A 13602-nucleotide genomic window follows, 5' to 3' on the forward strand; every position below is an offset into this window, starting at 1 on the left:
AGCTTACCTGTTCAGCTGAATGCCGCGCGCGCGGAGCATGGTTTGGATATTGACCAACGAACCCGTCTCTATGGAAGCATTGGCGGCGATGCCGGTGAGGATGGACCAGGCGCCGGCGACATGATCGGAGGCGCGGCCGTAGAGGTCGGGCTGCATGCTTTCCGGATCAAAGATATAACCCAGCATGACCGGATCCGCGCCGCCGTGATCCCCCGCAGCCTTCGGGACGGCAAGCTGGCGCGGAGGCTCGCCGGCCAAGTGAAGTTCCGTGGTGATCGCATCTTCATCCGCATGGGCGCGTTTGCCACCGAACACCCCATGGACCTCGACATGGCGATGGGTGATGTCGCCTTTGGTGCCCTGGAACTTGATCTCCAACCCTTCCCAGGGCGAATAGGCCGTCAGAGTGTAATTGGCGGTGACGCCCGAGGCGTAGCGGATATGCGCCTGCATCGTATCTTCGATGCCAATCTCTTCGTCGAACACGCAAAGATCGCGGAAATAGCCGTCTTCGTGCTCAGCCTCGGCATAGAGGTTGCGCAGGTTTTCGTCGGCTGCAAGGTCGAGCCGGAAATCGCATTTATAGGCGACGGGACAGTCGCTGCAGCGTGGTCCACGGCCTGCGAGACAAAGTTCCGTCGCCATTTCCGGACGATAAAAAACGCGGCGCCCGGAAGCCAGGACTTCCGTCGGCACGGTCCCCAGCCACCAATTGAGAAGATCAAAATGGTGGGTGGATTTGTGAACCAGCAGCCCGCCGGAATTCTCCTTCTGGCGGTGCCAGCGACGGAAGTAATCAGCGCCGTGAACCCGGTCGAGGTGCCAACGGAAATCCACCGCCGTGACGGTGCCGATCGCTCCCGATGAAATCAGTTCCTTGATCTGGGTGCGTGCCGGCGAATAGCGGTAGTTGAAGGTCACGGTGACCTTTCGGCCCGTGCGCGCCTGAGCGTCGACGATCTGCTTCAGACGGCTGAGATCGATCGTCAGCGGCTTTTCACAAATGACGTCGCAGCCGGCTTCGAAGGCACGAACAATGTAATCGGCGTGCAGGAAATCCGGCGTGGCGACGACAACCGTATCCGGCCTCTGCTCCGCGATCAGCCGGTCGAAATCGGCGGCGAGGTAAGTCGCGACACCGTTCGTCCCGGGCTTCGAGGCCGCCTGCGCTGCCTCTCCAAGACGATGAGCATTGCTGTCGCAGAGCGCGACGATCTCATGTTTGTCAGCATAATCTTCAACAACGGAATTGCGGAACATCTGATGCCGCGAGCCGCATCCAACAATGGCGATCTTCACTGGGCTTGGCTTTCTTTCTGGATGGGTTCGATGCGTTGGCCTGTGCTATCGAAATAGTGGAGGTCGGGGAGGTCGAATCCGATCGTGACCGGATCACCCATTCGGTAGGACGTGCGCCCATTGTCGCTGACCAGCAGCACCTGGCCTGAAGACAGGGCGATATGCAGCAGGGTCTCGCTGCCCAGATATTCCACCAGCCGAATCGTGCCTTCGCCCGTGACATCGCCGCTGCCGACGCGCAGAGACGAAGGCCGCACGCATAAAGTCAGCGCCTGATCACCGGTTGGAAGCTCGGCAATCGCAAAATCAGGCATGCCGGCCACTGACACCACGGTCCTGCCCGCTTCGCGTGTCGCTTTCGCCTGCAGCATATTGATCTTCGGAGAGCCGATGAAGCCCGCGACAAAGAGGTTCTGCGGTCGGGTATAGAGATCCTGGGGCGTCCCTAGCTGCTCGATCTTGCCACCGCGCAAAACAACGATCCGGCTCGCCATGGTCATCGCTTCCACCTGGTCATGGGTCACGTAGATCATGGTAGTGCCAAGGCGTGCGTAGAGCGAGGCAAGTTCCGCCCGCATCTGGACGCGCAGTTCCGCGTCCAGATTGGAAAGCGGCTCGTCGAACAGGAAAAGCTGCGGCTCGCGCACGATCGACCTGCCGATCGCCACACGCTGCTTCTGTCCGCCAGAAAGCTGGCGCGGCTTGCGGTCCATAAGCTGCTCGATTTGCAAGATACGGGCCGCCTCCGCCACCCGGCGTTCCACCTCGCTGCGCGACACTTTGAAATTCTGAAGGCCAAAAGCCAGGTTTTTTCGCACGCTCATATGCGGATAGAGGGCGTAGCTTTGAAAGACCATGGAGAGCTCACGCTTCGAGGCGGGCAAGTCGTTAACGACCTTTCCACCGATCGAGATCGTTCCCTCGCTGATGTCTTCGAGGCCCGCGATCATGCGCAGGAGCGTCGACTTTCCGCAGCCCGATGGACCGACGAGAACAAGAAACTCACCATCGTGGATGCCCAGGTTCAGCCCCTGGATGATGGACAGCGCTCCATAGCGCTTGCCGACGTTTCGAAGCGTCAATCCTGCCATGCGTCTTGTTCCCTATTTCATTCCGGAGGTGGCGATGCCGCGCACGATGAGTTTCTGGAACAGGACGAAGAAGATGACGACCGGGACCAGTGAAAGGACCGACATCGCAAACATCTGGCCATAGGCGGACTGTCCTTCCTGATCGAGGAACAGTCGAAGCGCCAAGGGCACTGTGTAGCTCTTGATGTCGTTGAGGTAGATGAGCGGGGCCAGGAAATCCTCCCAAACCCAGATCAGAGAAAAGATCGCCGCGGTACCCATGGCCGGCAGCGAAAGCGGCAATATGATCGCCCAATAGATCTTGAAGGGCGAACAGCCGTCGATCATCGCAGCTTCGTCCAGCTCCCGCGGCAGTTGGCGAAAGAACTGCACCATCAGGAAGATGAAGAAGGCATCGGAGGCGAGGAAGCGCGGCACGACCAGAGGCAGATAGGTATCGACCCAGCCAAGATTCAGGAACTGAACATATTGGGGGATGAGAACCACGTGATAGGGGATCATCAGGGTCATCATCATCAGTGCGAAGAAGAAGCTGCGCCCGGTGAAGTTCAGCCGAGCGAAGGCATAGGCCGCGAACGAACATGAGACCAGATTGCCGATCACCGACAGGCCGGTGACGATTGCCGAGTTCACGTAGAAGACCGTGAATGACATGGGCAGGGCATACCAGCCCTTGGTGTAATTCTCGAACTGAAACTCGGAAGGCCAAAGCGTCAGGCTGCCGAAGATCTCGTTCTCCGGCTTGAAGGAGGAAGCGAGCAGCCAGAACAGCGGGTAGAGCATGACACATGAGACGATGATCAGGAAGATATGCTTCAGGATCCGACCGTTGCGTTCTTGCCGGTCGCGTTTCAGCCGCAGCTCGTGAGCCACCCGCGCGGCCTCATCCATCTGGATGGCGAGTTCCAGATCAGTCGCGCTCGTTTTCATAGTGCACCCAATATTTAGACGTGAAAAACGCAATCGCGGTGAAGGTCGCGATGATGACCAGCAGGAACCAGGCTAGCGCCGATGCGTAGCCCATGCGGAAGAACTTGAAGGCCTCGTTGAACAGGTAGACCGTATAAAACAGGAGGCTGTCTGCGGGAGCGCCGGTGCCGTTGGAGATGATGAAGGCGCTCGAAAAGGTCTTGAAGGAATCGATGGTCTGCAGCACCAGATTGAAGAAGATCACCGGGGCAAGAAGCGGCAGAGTGATGCGGGTGAATTGCCGCCAGCGAGGTGTGCCATCGATTTCCGCCGCCTCGTAAAGATCGCGCGGTATGCCGCGCAGGCCCGCCAGAAAGATCAGCATCGGCGAGCCGAATTGCCACATAGCGAGCACCACCAGCGTATAAAGCGAGGTGTCGGGATCGGTGATCCACGACGCTCCCTGAATTCCCACCATCGCCAGAACCTGATTGACCACACCATCGGCAGCGAAAAGTTGGCGCCATAGGATGGCGATGGCAATGGAAGCGCCGAGCAGCGACGGCAGGTAGAATATGGCTCGGTAAAGGCCGATCGTCCGCAGACCCTTGTCGAGCAGCATGGCGACACCCAGCGCCATGATCAGGCGAGCGGGCACAGCCAGCGCAACGTAGGTAAACGTCACCTCCAGCGCTTTCCAGAACCGCCGGTCGCGCGTGAACATATATTCGTAATTGCCCCAACCGATCCATCGGGGCGCGCTCACCATGTCATAGCGGGTGAAGGAAAGATAAAGCGATGCCAGGATCGGCCCCAAAGCGAGCAGGAAAAATCCGATCAACCATGGAAGAAGAAACACATAGGCCGGTGCATTGCGGGCAAAAAAACGTTTCATCGAAACGACCTTGTTGTCGGAAGAGAGGCCCCGGCGGCAGGAATGACCGGGGCCTTGATATCCCGGCGCCTCTTACTGGGCGCGCTCGACGATTGCCTGGGCGTCCTCGATGAACATGCCCGCGGCTTCCGCAACTTCCGCCTTGCCCAGCACGACATCAGTGCCGATACGCATGAAGGCGTCTCGTACCTCTCCGGCTCCCTTGGGGGCGGGCAGCGGCAGCGGGCCTACCTTGCTCTGAATCGCGGTGAAGTAGTCGACGGAGAGCTTCTCCACCTCGGTCAGCTTCGGGGTCAGCGCTGCGCGGACCTTGGGCGAACAAGGGATTCCGCGTTCCAGGCCGAGAATACCGGTGATCTCGGGATCGTTAACCCAGGCATTCATGTAGGCGATTGCGGCTTCCGTGTCCTTTGCGTCGCGGCTGAGCGACAGGAACATCGAGGGCTTGATGAACTGCCCAGGCTTGCCGCCAGCCTTGTGGGGCACCATGGCGGCGCCGATCTTGTCCTTTGCGACAGCCTGGATGCCGACCATCTGGTTGGACCAGTAGTGGGACATGGCAGTGTCGCCAACGGCAATGCCGGACTCCGCAATCGGCGGGTCGAGAATGACGGTCTTGTTCTTGTCGCGGACGACCCCGGCCTTGCGCAGGTCGGCCCACATCTGCCACCAACCGGCCACGTCCTCAGCCGTCGCCGTGACCTTGCCCTCCGGGCCATAAAATTCCCGGCCATTCTGGCGAACCCAGGATTCGAAGGTCTCGATCATCAGGGACAGATCGTCCGACCCCTTCATCTTGCCTCCGGACTTGGCGGTGATCTTTTCGCAAACCTTGCCGAAGTCGTCCCAGGTCCAGTTGATCAGGTCGGCATCGATACCGGCCTCCTTGAAGGCGCGTGTATTATGGACCATCACCTGGCTGTTCGACCCGATGTTGAGGGCGTAGAGCTTTCCATCGACCTTGCCGCCGTCAAGCGGGCCTTTGTCGAAATCGGCGATCATCAGGCTCTTGCCGACGAATTCATCGAGAGGCTTCAGCGCACCGCGATGGACGTATTCGAACAGGAACCGATAGTCCATCTGCACGAGGTCGGCCATGTTCCGGCCTGCGGTCTGAGTCGCCATCTTGGTCCAATAGTCGCCCCAGCCGATCGTTTCGCCCGAAACCTTTATTCCGGCGTTCTTCTTCTGGAACGTGTCGATGACTGCAAAGGTGCGCTTGTCTCGCTCCGGATTGCCCCACCAATAGTGCCGGATCGTGCGATCGGCAGCAAAAAGCGGCGTGGCTGGAAGTGCAGAAGCAGCGGCCGCCGCTCCGATGGTGCTCAGCACGGCACGTCTTGTCAGTTTGGTCATTTCATCCTCCTCCTTCTAATCCGGAGCGCCTTTTCGGCACCGGATTCGTTGCGGTCGTTCATGTTTGCGTGACGGCTCCTCCTGCCGGATACGCTTCATTCTTGTCCGCACAGCTTGCTAGATGAAGCTGCGCAAAAGTTCGGTCAGGCAGAGCATGGCCATCGCTTGACCGTAGGGCATGGATGTCAGCTTGATCTGCCGATAGAAATCGAGATCGCCGCCCATCGCCGTACCGAAAGATACCTGCTGAAGTTCTCCGTCGGGGCTGATGTTATCGATCACGCCCTTCATTGCCTGCTCGGCGGTCTCCAGATATTCGATGCCCAAATACCGCTTGCGCACGCCCTTCATCAGGCCATAGGCGAAGCCGGCAGTCGCCGAGGCTTCCAGATAGCTCGACGGATCATCGATCAGCGTGTGCCACAGGCCCGATGGATGCTGGTGCAGTTTCAGCGCGGCTGCCTGCCGGCCGAGCAAGGACACCAGGTGACGGCGGACGGGGTCGTTTTCGGAAAGATCCAGGAGCTCGATGAATTCCGGAATGGCGATCGTGATCCAGCTATTGCCGCGTGCCCAGCGAGCCCGGGCGAAATTATGATTGCCGTCGAACGTCCAGCCGTGGAACCAGAGGCCGGTCTCCGTATCGGAGAGATATTGGGCGTGGACCAGGAACTGGTATTTTGCCTCTTCCACGAATTCCGGCCGCTTGAGCACAAGGCCGATCTTGGCAAGCGGCAGCACGCTCATCATCAGCGTGTCATCCCACATCTGCTGATCGTTGACGCTGTTATAGACGATATGCTGCAGCCCGCCTTCGCGGGTACGCGGCATCTCGTACATCACCCATTCGGCCCAGGTTTCCAGGTATGGCCGCCACCGGGAATCCCCCGTCATCTCGTAGAGATAGGCAAGCGTCAGGAACGGTGCGACGGTATTAATGTTCTTCGTGGGCGTTCCTTCAGCAAGCCGAGCTTCAAACCAATCGACGATGATATCCATCACTTTCTGGTTGCCGGTCAGCTGCCAATATTTGAGAAGTCCAAAAAGGGCGACGCCATGGGTCCATTCCCAACCCGCCCAGCCCTTGGTGTCGATAACGCGGCCGTCATCGAGACGCAGGAGAAATTCGCCGGTGCGATCCTCGATATGGACAAGGTTGTCAATTAGCCGATCGATAAGGCTGCACACATCACTGCGCTGGATCAGGTGTTGCTTCTGCCGCAGCAGCGGATGCATCCGGAAGCCTCCTTTAAAATATTCGGAACGTTATTCCGGATTTTAGGAAATCACACTCCTGCTGGCTTTTCAACCATGTTTTTCTGCTGCAGTCTGCTTCCTGACGGAGCCTCCGGGTGCCGCCTGTCTATCTTGACATCGGTTTCTCTAAATTCCAGAATGAGATTTCGAAAAAAATAGAACAAGCGATGTCAGAGCTGCACTCGAAAACCGAAAATGTCGCTGCCGTCCTTAAGGTCTTTGCCGTGATGGAGGCCTTGGTCGAGGGGAAAAAGGTGAGCCTTGCGGATCTCGCCCAACGAGCCATGACCTCGAAAACCACGGCGCATCGCCTGCTGCAGACCATGGTCGATCTCGGCTATGTGGAGCAGGATGCGGAGACGGAAAAATACGGCTTAACGCTGAAACTCTTCAGCCTCGGGGCCCGTTCGCTGACCGAGCAGACCGACCTGCTGCGTGTGGCGGACCCGGCGATGGGAAAACTTTCCCGAGCAACCGGCGAATCCATCAATCTCGGCATTCTCGACGACCGCGATCAAAAGGTGGTTTATATTCACAAATACGATTCCGCCTACAGTCTCTCGATGAAATCGACACTGGGGCTACGCAACCCGTTGCACAGCACCTCTCTGGGAAAAGCCCTTCTTGCCTGGCGGGACGACGAGGAGATCCGTGAGCGGATCAACAAGATGGAACTGACGAAGCTCGCGCCGCGCACCATCACCGATCCGCAGGAACTATTTGAACAACTGCATATAACCCGCAGCCGCGGCTTTGCCGAGGAGGTGGAAGAGAGCGAGGCGGGCGTGCGGTGCATGGCGGCGCCGATCTTCAACTACTTGGGAAAACCGGTCGCGGCGATGTCGATTTCCTTTCCGATGTTCCGGTTCGATGAAAGCCGGAAATCCGAATATGTCGAGCTCTTGCGCGCGGCGGGGCTTGCTGCCTCCACCGGGCTCGGCTACCAGCCGGAAAGAAACTAGATACCGCCTTTGCGAGTTTCGACGCAGTTTTCATGTTGCGTCGAGACTTTGCCGGCGATTGGTCGGCTGCCCCCGGTGTCAGAGTCGTTTGCAAGGAAATGGCGCTTTCGACTGAATTTTTCTTCCAGGCGCTGCATCACCACAAACAAGGACGGTACGAAGACAACCGTCAAGCATGTGGAACCAAGCATGCCGGTCAGCACGGCGATGCCGATGGACTTCTGGGCACTGGCACCTGCGCCGGTCTGAAGCACCAAGGGCACCACCCCGAGAATGAAGGCAATTGACGTCATCAGGATCGGACGGAAGCGGCTGCGAGCGGCATCCACTGCGGCCTCGAGGATCGTTCTGCCTCTAGTCAGCCTTATATGCCGCGCCGTTTCGACGATGAGAATCGCGTTTTTCGCAGAAAGTGCGATCAGCAACACGAGACCAATTTGGGTATAGAGATTGACGGCAGCGTTGGCGGCCAGAAGCGTGGCCGCTGTGCCGATCAGCGCAAGAGGGACCGTGGCGATCACCGAAACGGGTGCGTACCAGCTCTCGTATTGGCCGGCCAGCACGAAATAGACGAGGATGAGGCTGAGGGCGTAGACCAGGTAAATCTGCCCGCCGAGTTCGCGCTCCTGATAGGAGACGGCAGTCCATTCGGTCGAGAAGTCACCAGGCAGTAGATCGCTGGTCATCCTTTCCAGTTCATCCAGCGCTTGACCCGTGCTGTAGCCCTGGGCCTGCGTGCCGATGATTTGTGCAGAGGGATAAAGATTGTAAAGGCTGATCAGTGAAGGTCCGCTTACGGCTTTTACCTCCGCCAATGAGCCGAGAGGCACCATTTGGCCGGTCGCGCTCCGGAGCCTCAATTGCTGGAGGTCGGCAAGTTCGATCCGCTTGCCCGCCTCTGCCTGAACGTAGACCTGGAAAACCCGCCCGAAAAGATTGACTTGGCCGGCGTAGGAAGAGCCGATGAACTGACTGACCGTGTCATAGGCGTTGCCGATGTCGACGCCCGCCGTTTCGGCCTTGGTTCGGTCGATGGATACGGCGAATTGGGGGGCATCGGCCCTAAAGGGACTGAATGCCTGGCGAAAGACCGGGTTGATCCGCGCCGCTTCGGTAATCGAAGCGGCGACCTCCTGCAGAGCCGCGTAGTTGAAATTGCCGTCGCGCGCTTCGATCTGCAGTGAAAAGCCGGCCGCGTTGCCTATGCCCTGGATCGGAGGCGGCGGAAGGACCAGCGCCTGACCATCCGGCAGATCGGCGGTCAACTGGTGGAGTTTCGTGTAGAGAGAAAGCAGATCTTCTCCGTCTTTCCGAGCGCTCCAGTCCGTGAGAATGACATAGAGGATTCCGGCGTTGGCGAGGCCTGCATTGTTGTTGAGGGCGGATAGTCCACTGATGGCGATGACCGTCTCAACGGCTTCCGCGGTCTCGATCCGCTTGCGGACGGTTTCGAGCGCGGCGCGGGTCCGTTCCAAAGAGGCTCCTTCCGGAAGCTGCACCGATACCAGAAAATAACCCTGGTCCTCGACGGGCAGGAAAGCCGTCGGCACGCGGGACAGAAGATAGACTGAAAAGGCTACCAGTAGGGCGGTGACGAGTGTCAGCGCTGTGCTGACACGGATCATCCGCGCCACCATAGCGGCATAGAGGCGTTCGCTCGCGTCGTAGACCCTGTTGAAGCCACGAGAGAGGATGTTCTTGCGGTATCCGGGTGGGCGTGCCTTCAGCCAGAGGGCGCATTGGGCAGGTTTCAGCGACATCGCGTTGACCGCGCTAATGAGCGCTGTTGCCGCTATCACAAGCGAGAATTGCTTGTACATTTCGCCGCTGAGGCCGGGCAGAAAGGAAGCTGGCAGAAATACGGCCAGCAGAACAAGCGTGATGCCGAGAATGGGGCCTGTCAGCTCCCGCATCGCGAGAACGGCTGCGTCGCGCGGGGAATGACCCTCTCGGATGTGCTTCGCCGCCGCTTCGACAACCACAATGGCGTCATCGACCACAATGCCGATGGCAAGAATAATCGCGAAGAGGGTGGAGAGATTGACGGTGAAGCCGAATATCGCGAGCGCAGCGAAGGCACCGATAATGGTGACCGGGACGGTTGTTGCCGGTACCAAGGTCGCTCGCCAGTCTTGAAGAAAAATCAGGATGACCACGAGCACCAATACCGCCGCTTCCGCCAGCGTATGATAGACATCGTCGATCGCGGCGGAGACGAAACGGGTGGTATCGAAGGGAATGGAATGGGTCATGCCTTGCGGAAAATCGCCAGACAGTTCCGCCATCTTCATGTTGACGCGCTCCATGACGTCAAGGGCGTTAGCTTCCGGCAACAGGAAGAGCGCGAGCCCTGCGGCCGGCCGGCCGTCCATCGAGAAGTCCTGGTTGTATTGCTGGGCACCCAGCTCCACACGCGCCACATCGCGCAGCCTTATCACTTGCCCGCCATCCGACACGCGGACGATGATGTCTTCGAACGCGGGTACATCGGTCAGCCTGGAATCGAGCCTGAGGGTATATTGAAAACTCTGACCCTGCGGCACCGGCGGAAGACCGAGTTGTCCCGCCGACGTGGAGCGGCTCTGCCTGTTGATCGCGTTGATGATGTCGGCCGGAACGAGGCTTCGGGCGGCGAGAAGTTCCGGATCCATCCAGATGCGGACCGCGTATTGTCCGGCGCCGAAGACAACCACGTTGCCAATGCCCGGGATGCGCGAAATCTGGTCGATAACGTTGATCGTCGCGTAGTTTGCCATGAACAGACTGTCATGGCTTGGATCGGAGGACGAGAGGGCGACAATCGCAAGGATTGCCGTCGAACGTTTGGCGGTCTGCACTCCTTGAGCCTGCACTGCGTCGGGTAGCGAGGGAACGGCCCCTGCCACCCGGTTCTGCACCAGGATCTGCGCTTGGTCCGGATCGGTGCCGATCGCGAAGGTGACGGTGAGCGTATAGGACCCATCGCTCGTCGCGGTTGACTGCATATAGAGCATGCCTTCGACACCATTGACTTTTTGTTCGATGGGCAGGGCCACGTCGCGAACAATGGTCTCGGCATTGGCGCCGGGATAACGAGCGGTGACCTGGACCGATGGCGGCACCACATCGGGATACTGGGATACAGGCAGCCGCGTTAGCGCCACGATGCCGAGAATCATCGTCAGAATGGCGATGACGTTGGCAAGAATCGGTCGATCGATGAAGAACTTGGCGATCATAGCAAGCCTGTAGGGTGGAATTACTGGAGTTTCTCGACCACCGTGACCGTCTCGCCGGGCCGCACACCTGCAGCTCCCTGGACGATAACGCGGTCTTTGTCGGAGAGCCCTTCCACAATCTCCCGGGAACCGGCTCCTGCATTTTCGCCGACGACCACTTTGCGCAGTTCAACCCGATTATCCGCATTCACGACAAGAACGGTCCGCCCCTGCTGCGAATTACCGACGGCGGTTTCCGGGACGACAGACGCCGTATGGGTCGCAAGCGGAATGCGAACCTTTGCGAACATGCCCGAGGAAAAAAGGTAGTCACGATTATCGATGATGCCCCTCACGGTCATAGTTCCCGAAGCGGGGTCTATCTCGGGAGAGATGTAGTCGAGCTTGCCGGAGTGGGGGTATCCTTCCTCGGCCTGGAGGCCAAATTCCACTCTGATCTTGCTAAGATCGCCGATCGTCATATTCCGTTCTGCCAGCGCCTTGCGAATTTCGATGACCTGCCGTTCGTTGGCAGAGAAAAGCACATGCATTGGATCGGGCTGGACGAGGGCAGCTAGTTTCGGAGCCGATGCCGCGTTGACATACGCTCCGATGTCGGTTGCGCGAGCTGCAAGAATTCCGTCAAACGGGGCCTGGATCTCGGTGTAGCTGAGGTTGAGCTGTGCGCTGCGGACCTTCGCTTCGGCAGCGGCTACCTGGGCTTTGGCAATCTCATTCTGCGCGACAGCAGATTCGCGCGCCGCCTGGGCGGTCACCTGCTGTTTGGACAACGCCTCCTGCCGGATCAGATTGGCATCCGACTGCTGCAGATTGGCTTGCGCTTGGGCAAGTTCCGCTTCGGCTGACGCCAGACCGATCCGGTAAGGCTCCTGTTCGACCACGAAGACGATGTCGTTCTTGCGCACGCGTGCGCCATCCTCGAAGTTGATTTTTTCAAGCGTTCCCGACACCCTGGCGACAAGATCGACGGCGTTGACCGCCTTCAATGTGCCGGTCGAATGAAGATATCGCGTCACCTGTTGGCGCGTCGGCGATTGCGCGACGACTTTCCTCTGAACCTCCTGTGCGGCGGCGATGCCGTTGAGCATGCAAAGGAGAGGCAGGATCGCAAATACAGTTGTCGACCGGCACATGGTTTCGATTCCCGATGCAGTTACGTCAGCCGATCACTTGAGCGATGAGAGTTCGTCCACCGAGACGAGGCCATCCTTGTTCTTGTCAATGCGGCCGAAGGCGAGCCCATAGCGGCCGGAGGCCTTGATTTTGGCTGCAATCGGCTTTCCTGATTGGGCGATCGTATCCACGAACGTTTTGAATTCGGTCTGCGTAAGCGAGCCGTCACCGCTTTTATCTGCGGTAAGGAAAGCCTGCTCCTGAGCGGCCGCCGGAAGTGCGGTAACAAGAGCAGCGGCAAGGGCAAAAGCCGGCGAAAGAGTTCTGATTACAGACATTGCATTTCTCCTGGTGTCGTTTGCGGTTGATCGTTCGTCACCCGAGATTGGGCGGCGTTCAGCGGTGTCCCGCCGCCGCGGAAGCGGAGAGCAGGGCATTGTCGAGTCTGGGAACGGAGAGCACGATCGTTTCCAAGCCATTGAGAAGCGGGCTGCTGCGGGTTCCATCGGCGAGCGTTCGTCCGATGCCGGCAATGGTGGCATCGTCACCGAATGCCTTGCCGTGGTTCTTGCCGATGCCACCCTTCACGCCGGAAATGTCGTGGGCCGTTATGCCGAGCTCTTCAAACTGCACGATATCGGTATTCTCACCGGCACGGATCTTGCCGCCAAACAGGCGTCTGGAGATCCTGAGCGCACGGTCGTCCTGGGATACGTAGATCTGAATGCGGGAACGAAGCGGTCCAAGCTGGCTGACCTGTGTCCTGAAAACATCCATGTCTACGTCGGGCGCGGCGAGGACGACGGTTCCGATCCGGTCCAGGGTCTTCGCCCCTTTCGATAAGGCGATCTGGCGGAGCGTTTCCATCGTGAGCCAGCCGCCCATTGAATGGGCGACCATATCCACGCCACCCAGTGCGGGCTCATACGTCAGCGTCTCGAGAAGCTGCTGCATGGTGTCGCGGCTGAAGTTGACGGAATCTTTGTCATATCCGTAAGCGGCGGTCAGCCCGCGTGAAGGCCAGCTGAAGAGGATGGGGACGCCCTGGAAGCCGGTATCCTCGACGATCTGGGCAAAGCGCACGACCGAGGAATCGAAGCGGGTACTGTATCCGTGTGTGAAGACGAGAGCTCGGGGCTTGGCTACTGGATCAGCGGAGGGCCACGCTTTCGCTTGCGCGATAAAATCGGAATAGCTCAGCTCTTCTGAGGAGACGAGAGCGATGTCCTTTTTCGGATCCGGGTGATCATCAGCCACAGGCAGGGTGCCTGGTTCCCGCTGGGGTGGCATTGAGATGGTCAGGCTCAGGAAATGGACGCGATTGTCGCGCTCTCCGCTGAAGAGGAAACCGGGTGAGCTTTTTTCTGCAGCCCGGCGCGTCGTGACCGCCAAAATCGTTTTTGTCCAACTTACATCAGCCCCACTCTTCAGCGGAATCAGCACGCCGGCGTCCGGCGTGCTGCAACTGCTCATCGCTGCAATGACAAGCATTGGCACGATGG

General features: G+C 58.8%; 11 protein-coding genes. 1 reads left to right on the forward strand and 10 read right to left on the reverse strand.

What is annotated here, in order from left to right; translation table 11 throughout:
• Nucleotides 1–3: 3 nt before the first annotated feature.
• The 6 genes from EDE05_RS16240 to EDE05_RS16265 all read right to left on the reverse strand — a co-directional run bounded on the left by EDE05_RS16240 (nucleotide 4) and on the right by EDE05_RS16265 (nucleotide 6786).
• Nucleotides 4–1299: a Gfo/Idh/MocA family oxidoreductase gene (locus tag EDE05_RS16240; RefSeq protein WP_134101946.1), complete on the reverse strand. Its 1296-nt coding sequence runs from the start codon at nucleotides 1297–1299 to the stop codon at nucleotides 4–6.
• Complete coding sequence (gene ugpC / locus EDE05_RS16245; protein ID WP_105373128.1) at nucleotides 1296–2390, reverse strand: sn-glycerol-3-phosphate ABC transporter ATP-binding protein UgpC; 1095 nt, start codon at nucleotides 2388–2390, stop codon at nucleotides 1296–1298. Before ugpC ends, EDE05_RS16240 begins: the two co-directional genes overlap by 4 nt.
• A 12-nt stretch (nucleotides 2391–2402) precedes the next feature.
• Entirely contained in the window at nucleotides 2403–3173 is a 771-nt protein-coding gene (locus tag EDE05_RS16250) for a carbohydrate ABC transporter permease (RefSeq protein ID WP_245422947.1), read from the reverse strand.
• 127 nt (nucleotides 3174–3300) lie between these two features.
• Entirely contained in the window at nucleotides 3301–4194 is an 894-nt protein-coding gene (locus EDE05_RS16255; protein WP_105373126.1) for a sugar ABC transporter permease, read from the reverse strand.
• A 72-nt stretch (nucleotides 4195–4266) separates the two neighbouring features.
• Nucleotides 4267–5550 (reverse strand): extracellular solute-binding protein, encoded by a 1284-nt coding sequence (locus EDE05_RS16260; RefSeq protein WP_105373125.1) that lies wholly within the window; start codon nucleotides 5548–5550, stop codon nucleotides 4267–4269.
• A 117-nt stretch (nucleotides 5551–5667) separates the two neighbouring features.
• Nucleotides 5668–6786 (reverse strand): glycoside hydrolase family 88 protein, encoded by a 1119-nt coding sequence (locus EDE05_RS16265; protein ID WP_105373124.1) that lies wholly within the window; start codon nucleotides 6784–6786, stop codon nucleotides 5668–5670.
• 188 nt (nucleotides 6787–6974) lie between these two features.
• Between EDE05_RS16265 and kdgR the strand changes: the two genes are divergently transcribed.
• On the forward strand, nucleotides 6975–7769 hold the full coding sequence (kdgR, locus tag EDE05_RS16270) for a DNA-binding transcriptional regulator KdgR (RefSeq protein WP_105373183.1): 795 nt from the start codon (nucleotides 6975–6977) through the stop codon (nucleotides 7767–7769).
• Here the strand turns inward: kdgR and EDE05_RS16275 are convergent.
• From EDE05_RS16275 to EDE05_RS16290, 4 genes are read right to left on the reverse strand one after another with little or no spacing between them, the layout of a single operon-like run.
• Entirely contained in the window at nucleotides 7766–10987 is a 3222-nt protein-coding gene (locus EDE05_RS16275) for an efflux RND transporter permease subunit (RefSeq protein WP_105373123.1), read from the reverse strand. The genes kdgR and EDE05_RS16275 overlap by 4 nt on opposite strands.
• Nucleotides 10988–11007: 20 nt before the next feature.
• Nucleotides 11008–12120 carry an efflux RND transporter periplasmic adaptor subunit gene (locus EDE05_RS16280; protein WP_132411278.1) on the reverse strand — a complete coding sequence of 371 codons (1113 nt, stop codon included), beginning with the start codon at nucleotides 12118–12120 and terminating at the stop codon, nucleotides 11008–11010.
• A gap of 33 nt (nucleotides 12121–12153) precedes the next feature.
• Nucleotides 12154–12438, reverse strand: coding sequence for an EF-hand domain-containing protein (locus EDE05_RS26885; RefSeq protein ID WP_157949063.1), 285 nt, complete (start codon nucleotides 12436–12438; stop codon nucleotides 12154–12156).
• A 58-nt stretch (nucleotides 12439–12496) separates the two neighbouring features.
• Complete coding sequence (locus tag EDE05_RS16290; RefSeq protein ID WP_166675473.1) at nucleotides 12497–13591, reverse strand: alpha/beta fold hydrolase; 1095 nt, start codon at nucleotides 13589–13591, stop codon at nucleotides 12497–12499.
• Between the last annotated feature and the right edge of the window lie 11 nt (nucleotides 13592–13602).

This window comes from Neorhizobium sp. R1-B, from assembly GCF_004368875.1.
Taxonomy (GTDB): Bacteria; Pseudomonadota; Alphaproteobacteria; order Rhizobiales; family Rhizobiaceae; genus Neorhizobium; species Neorhizobium huautlense.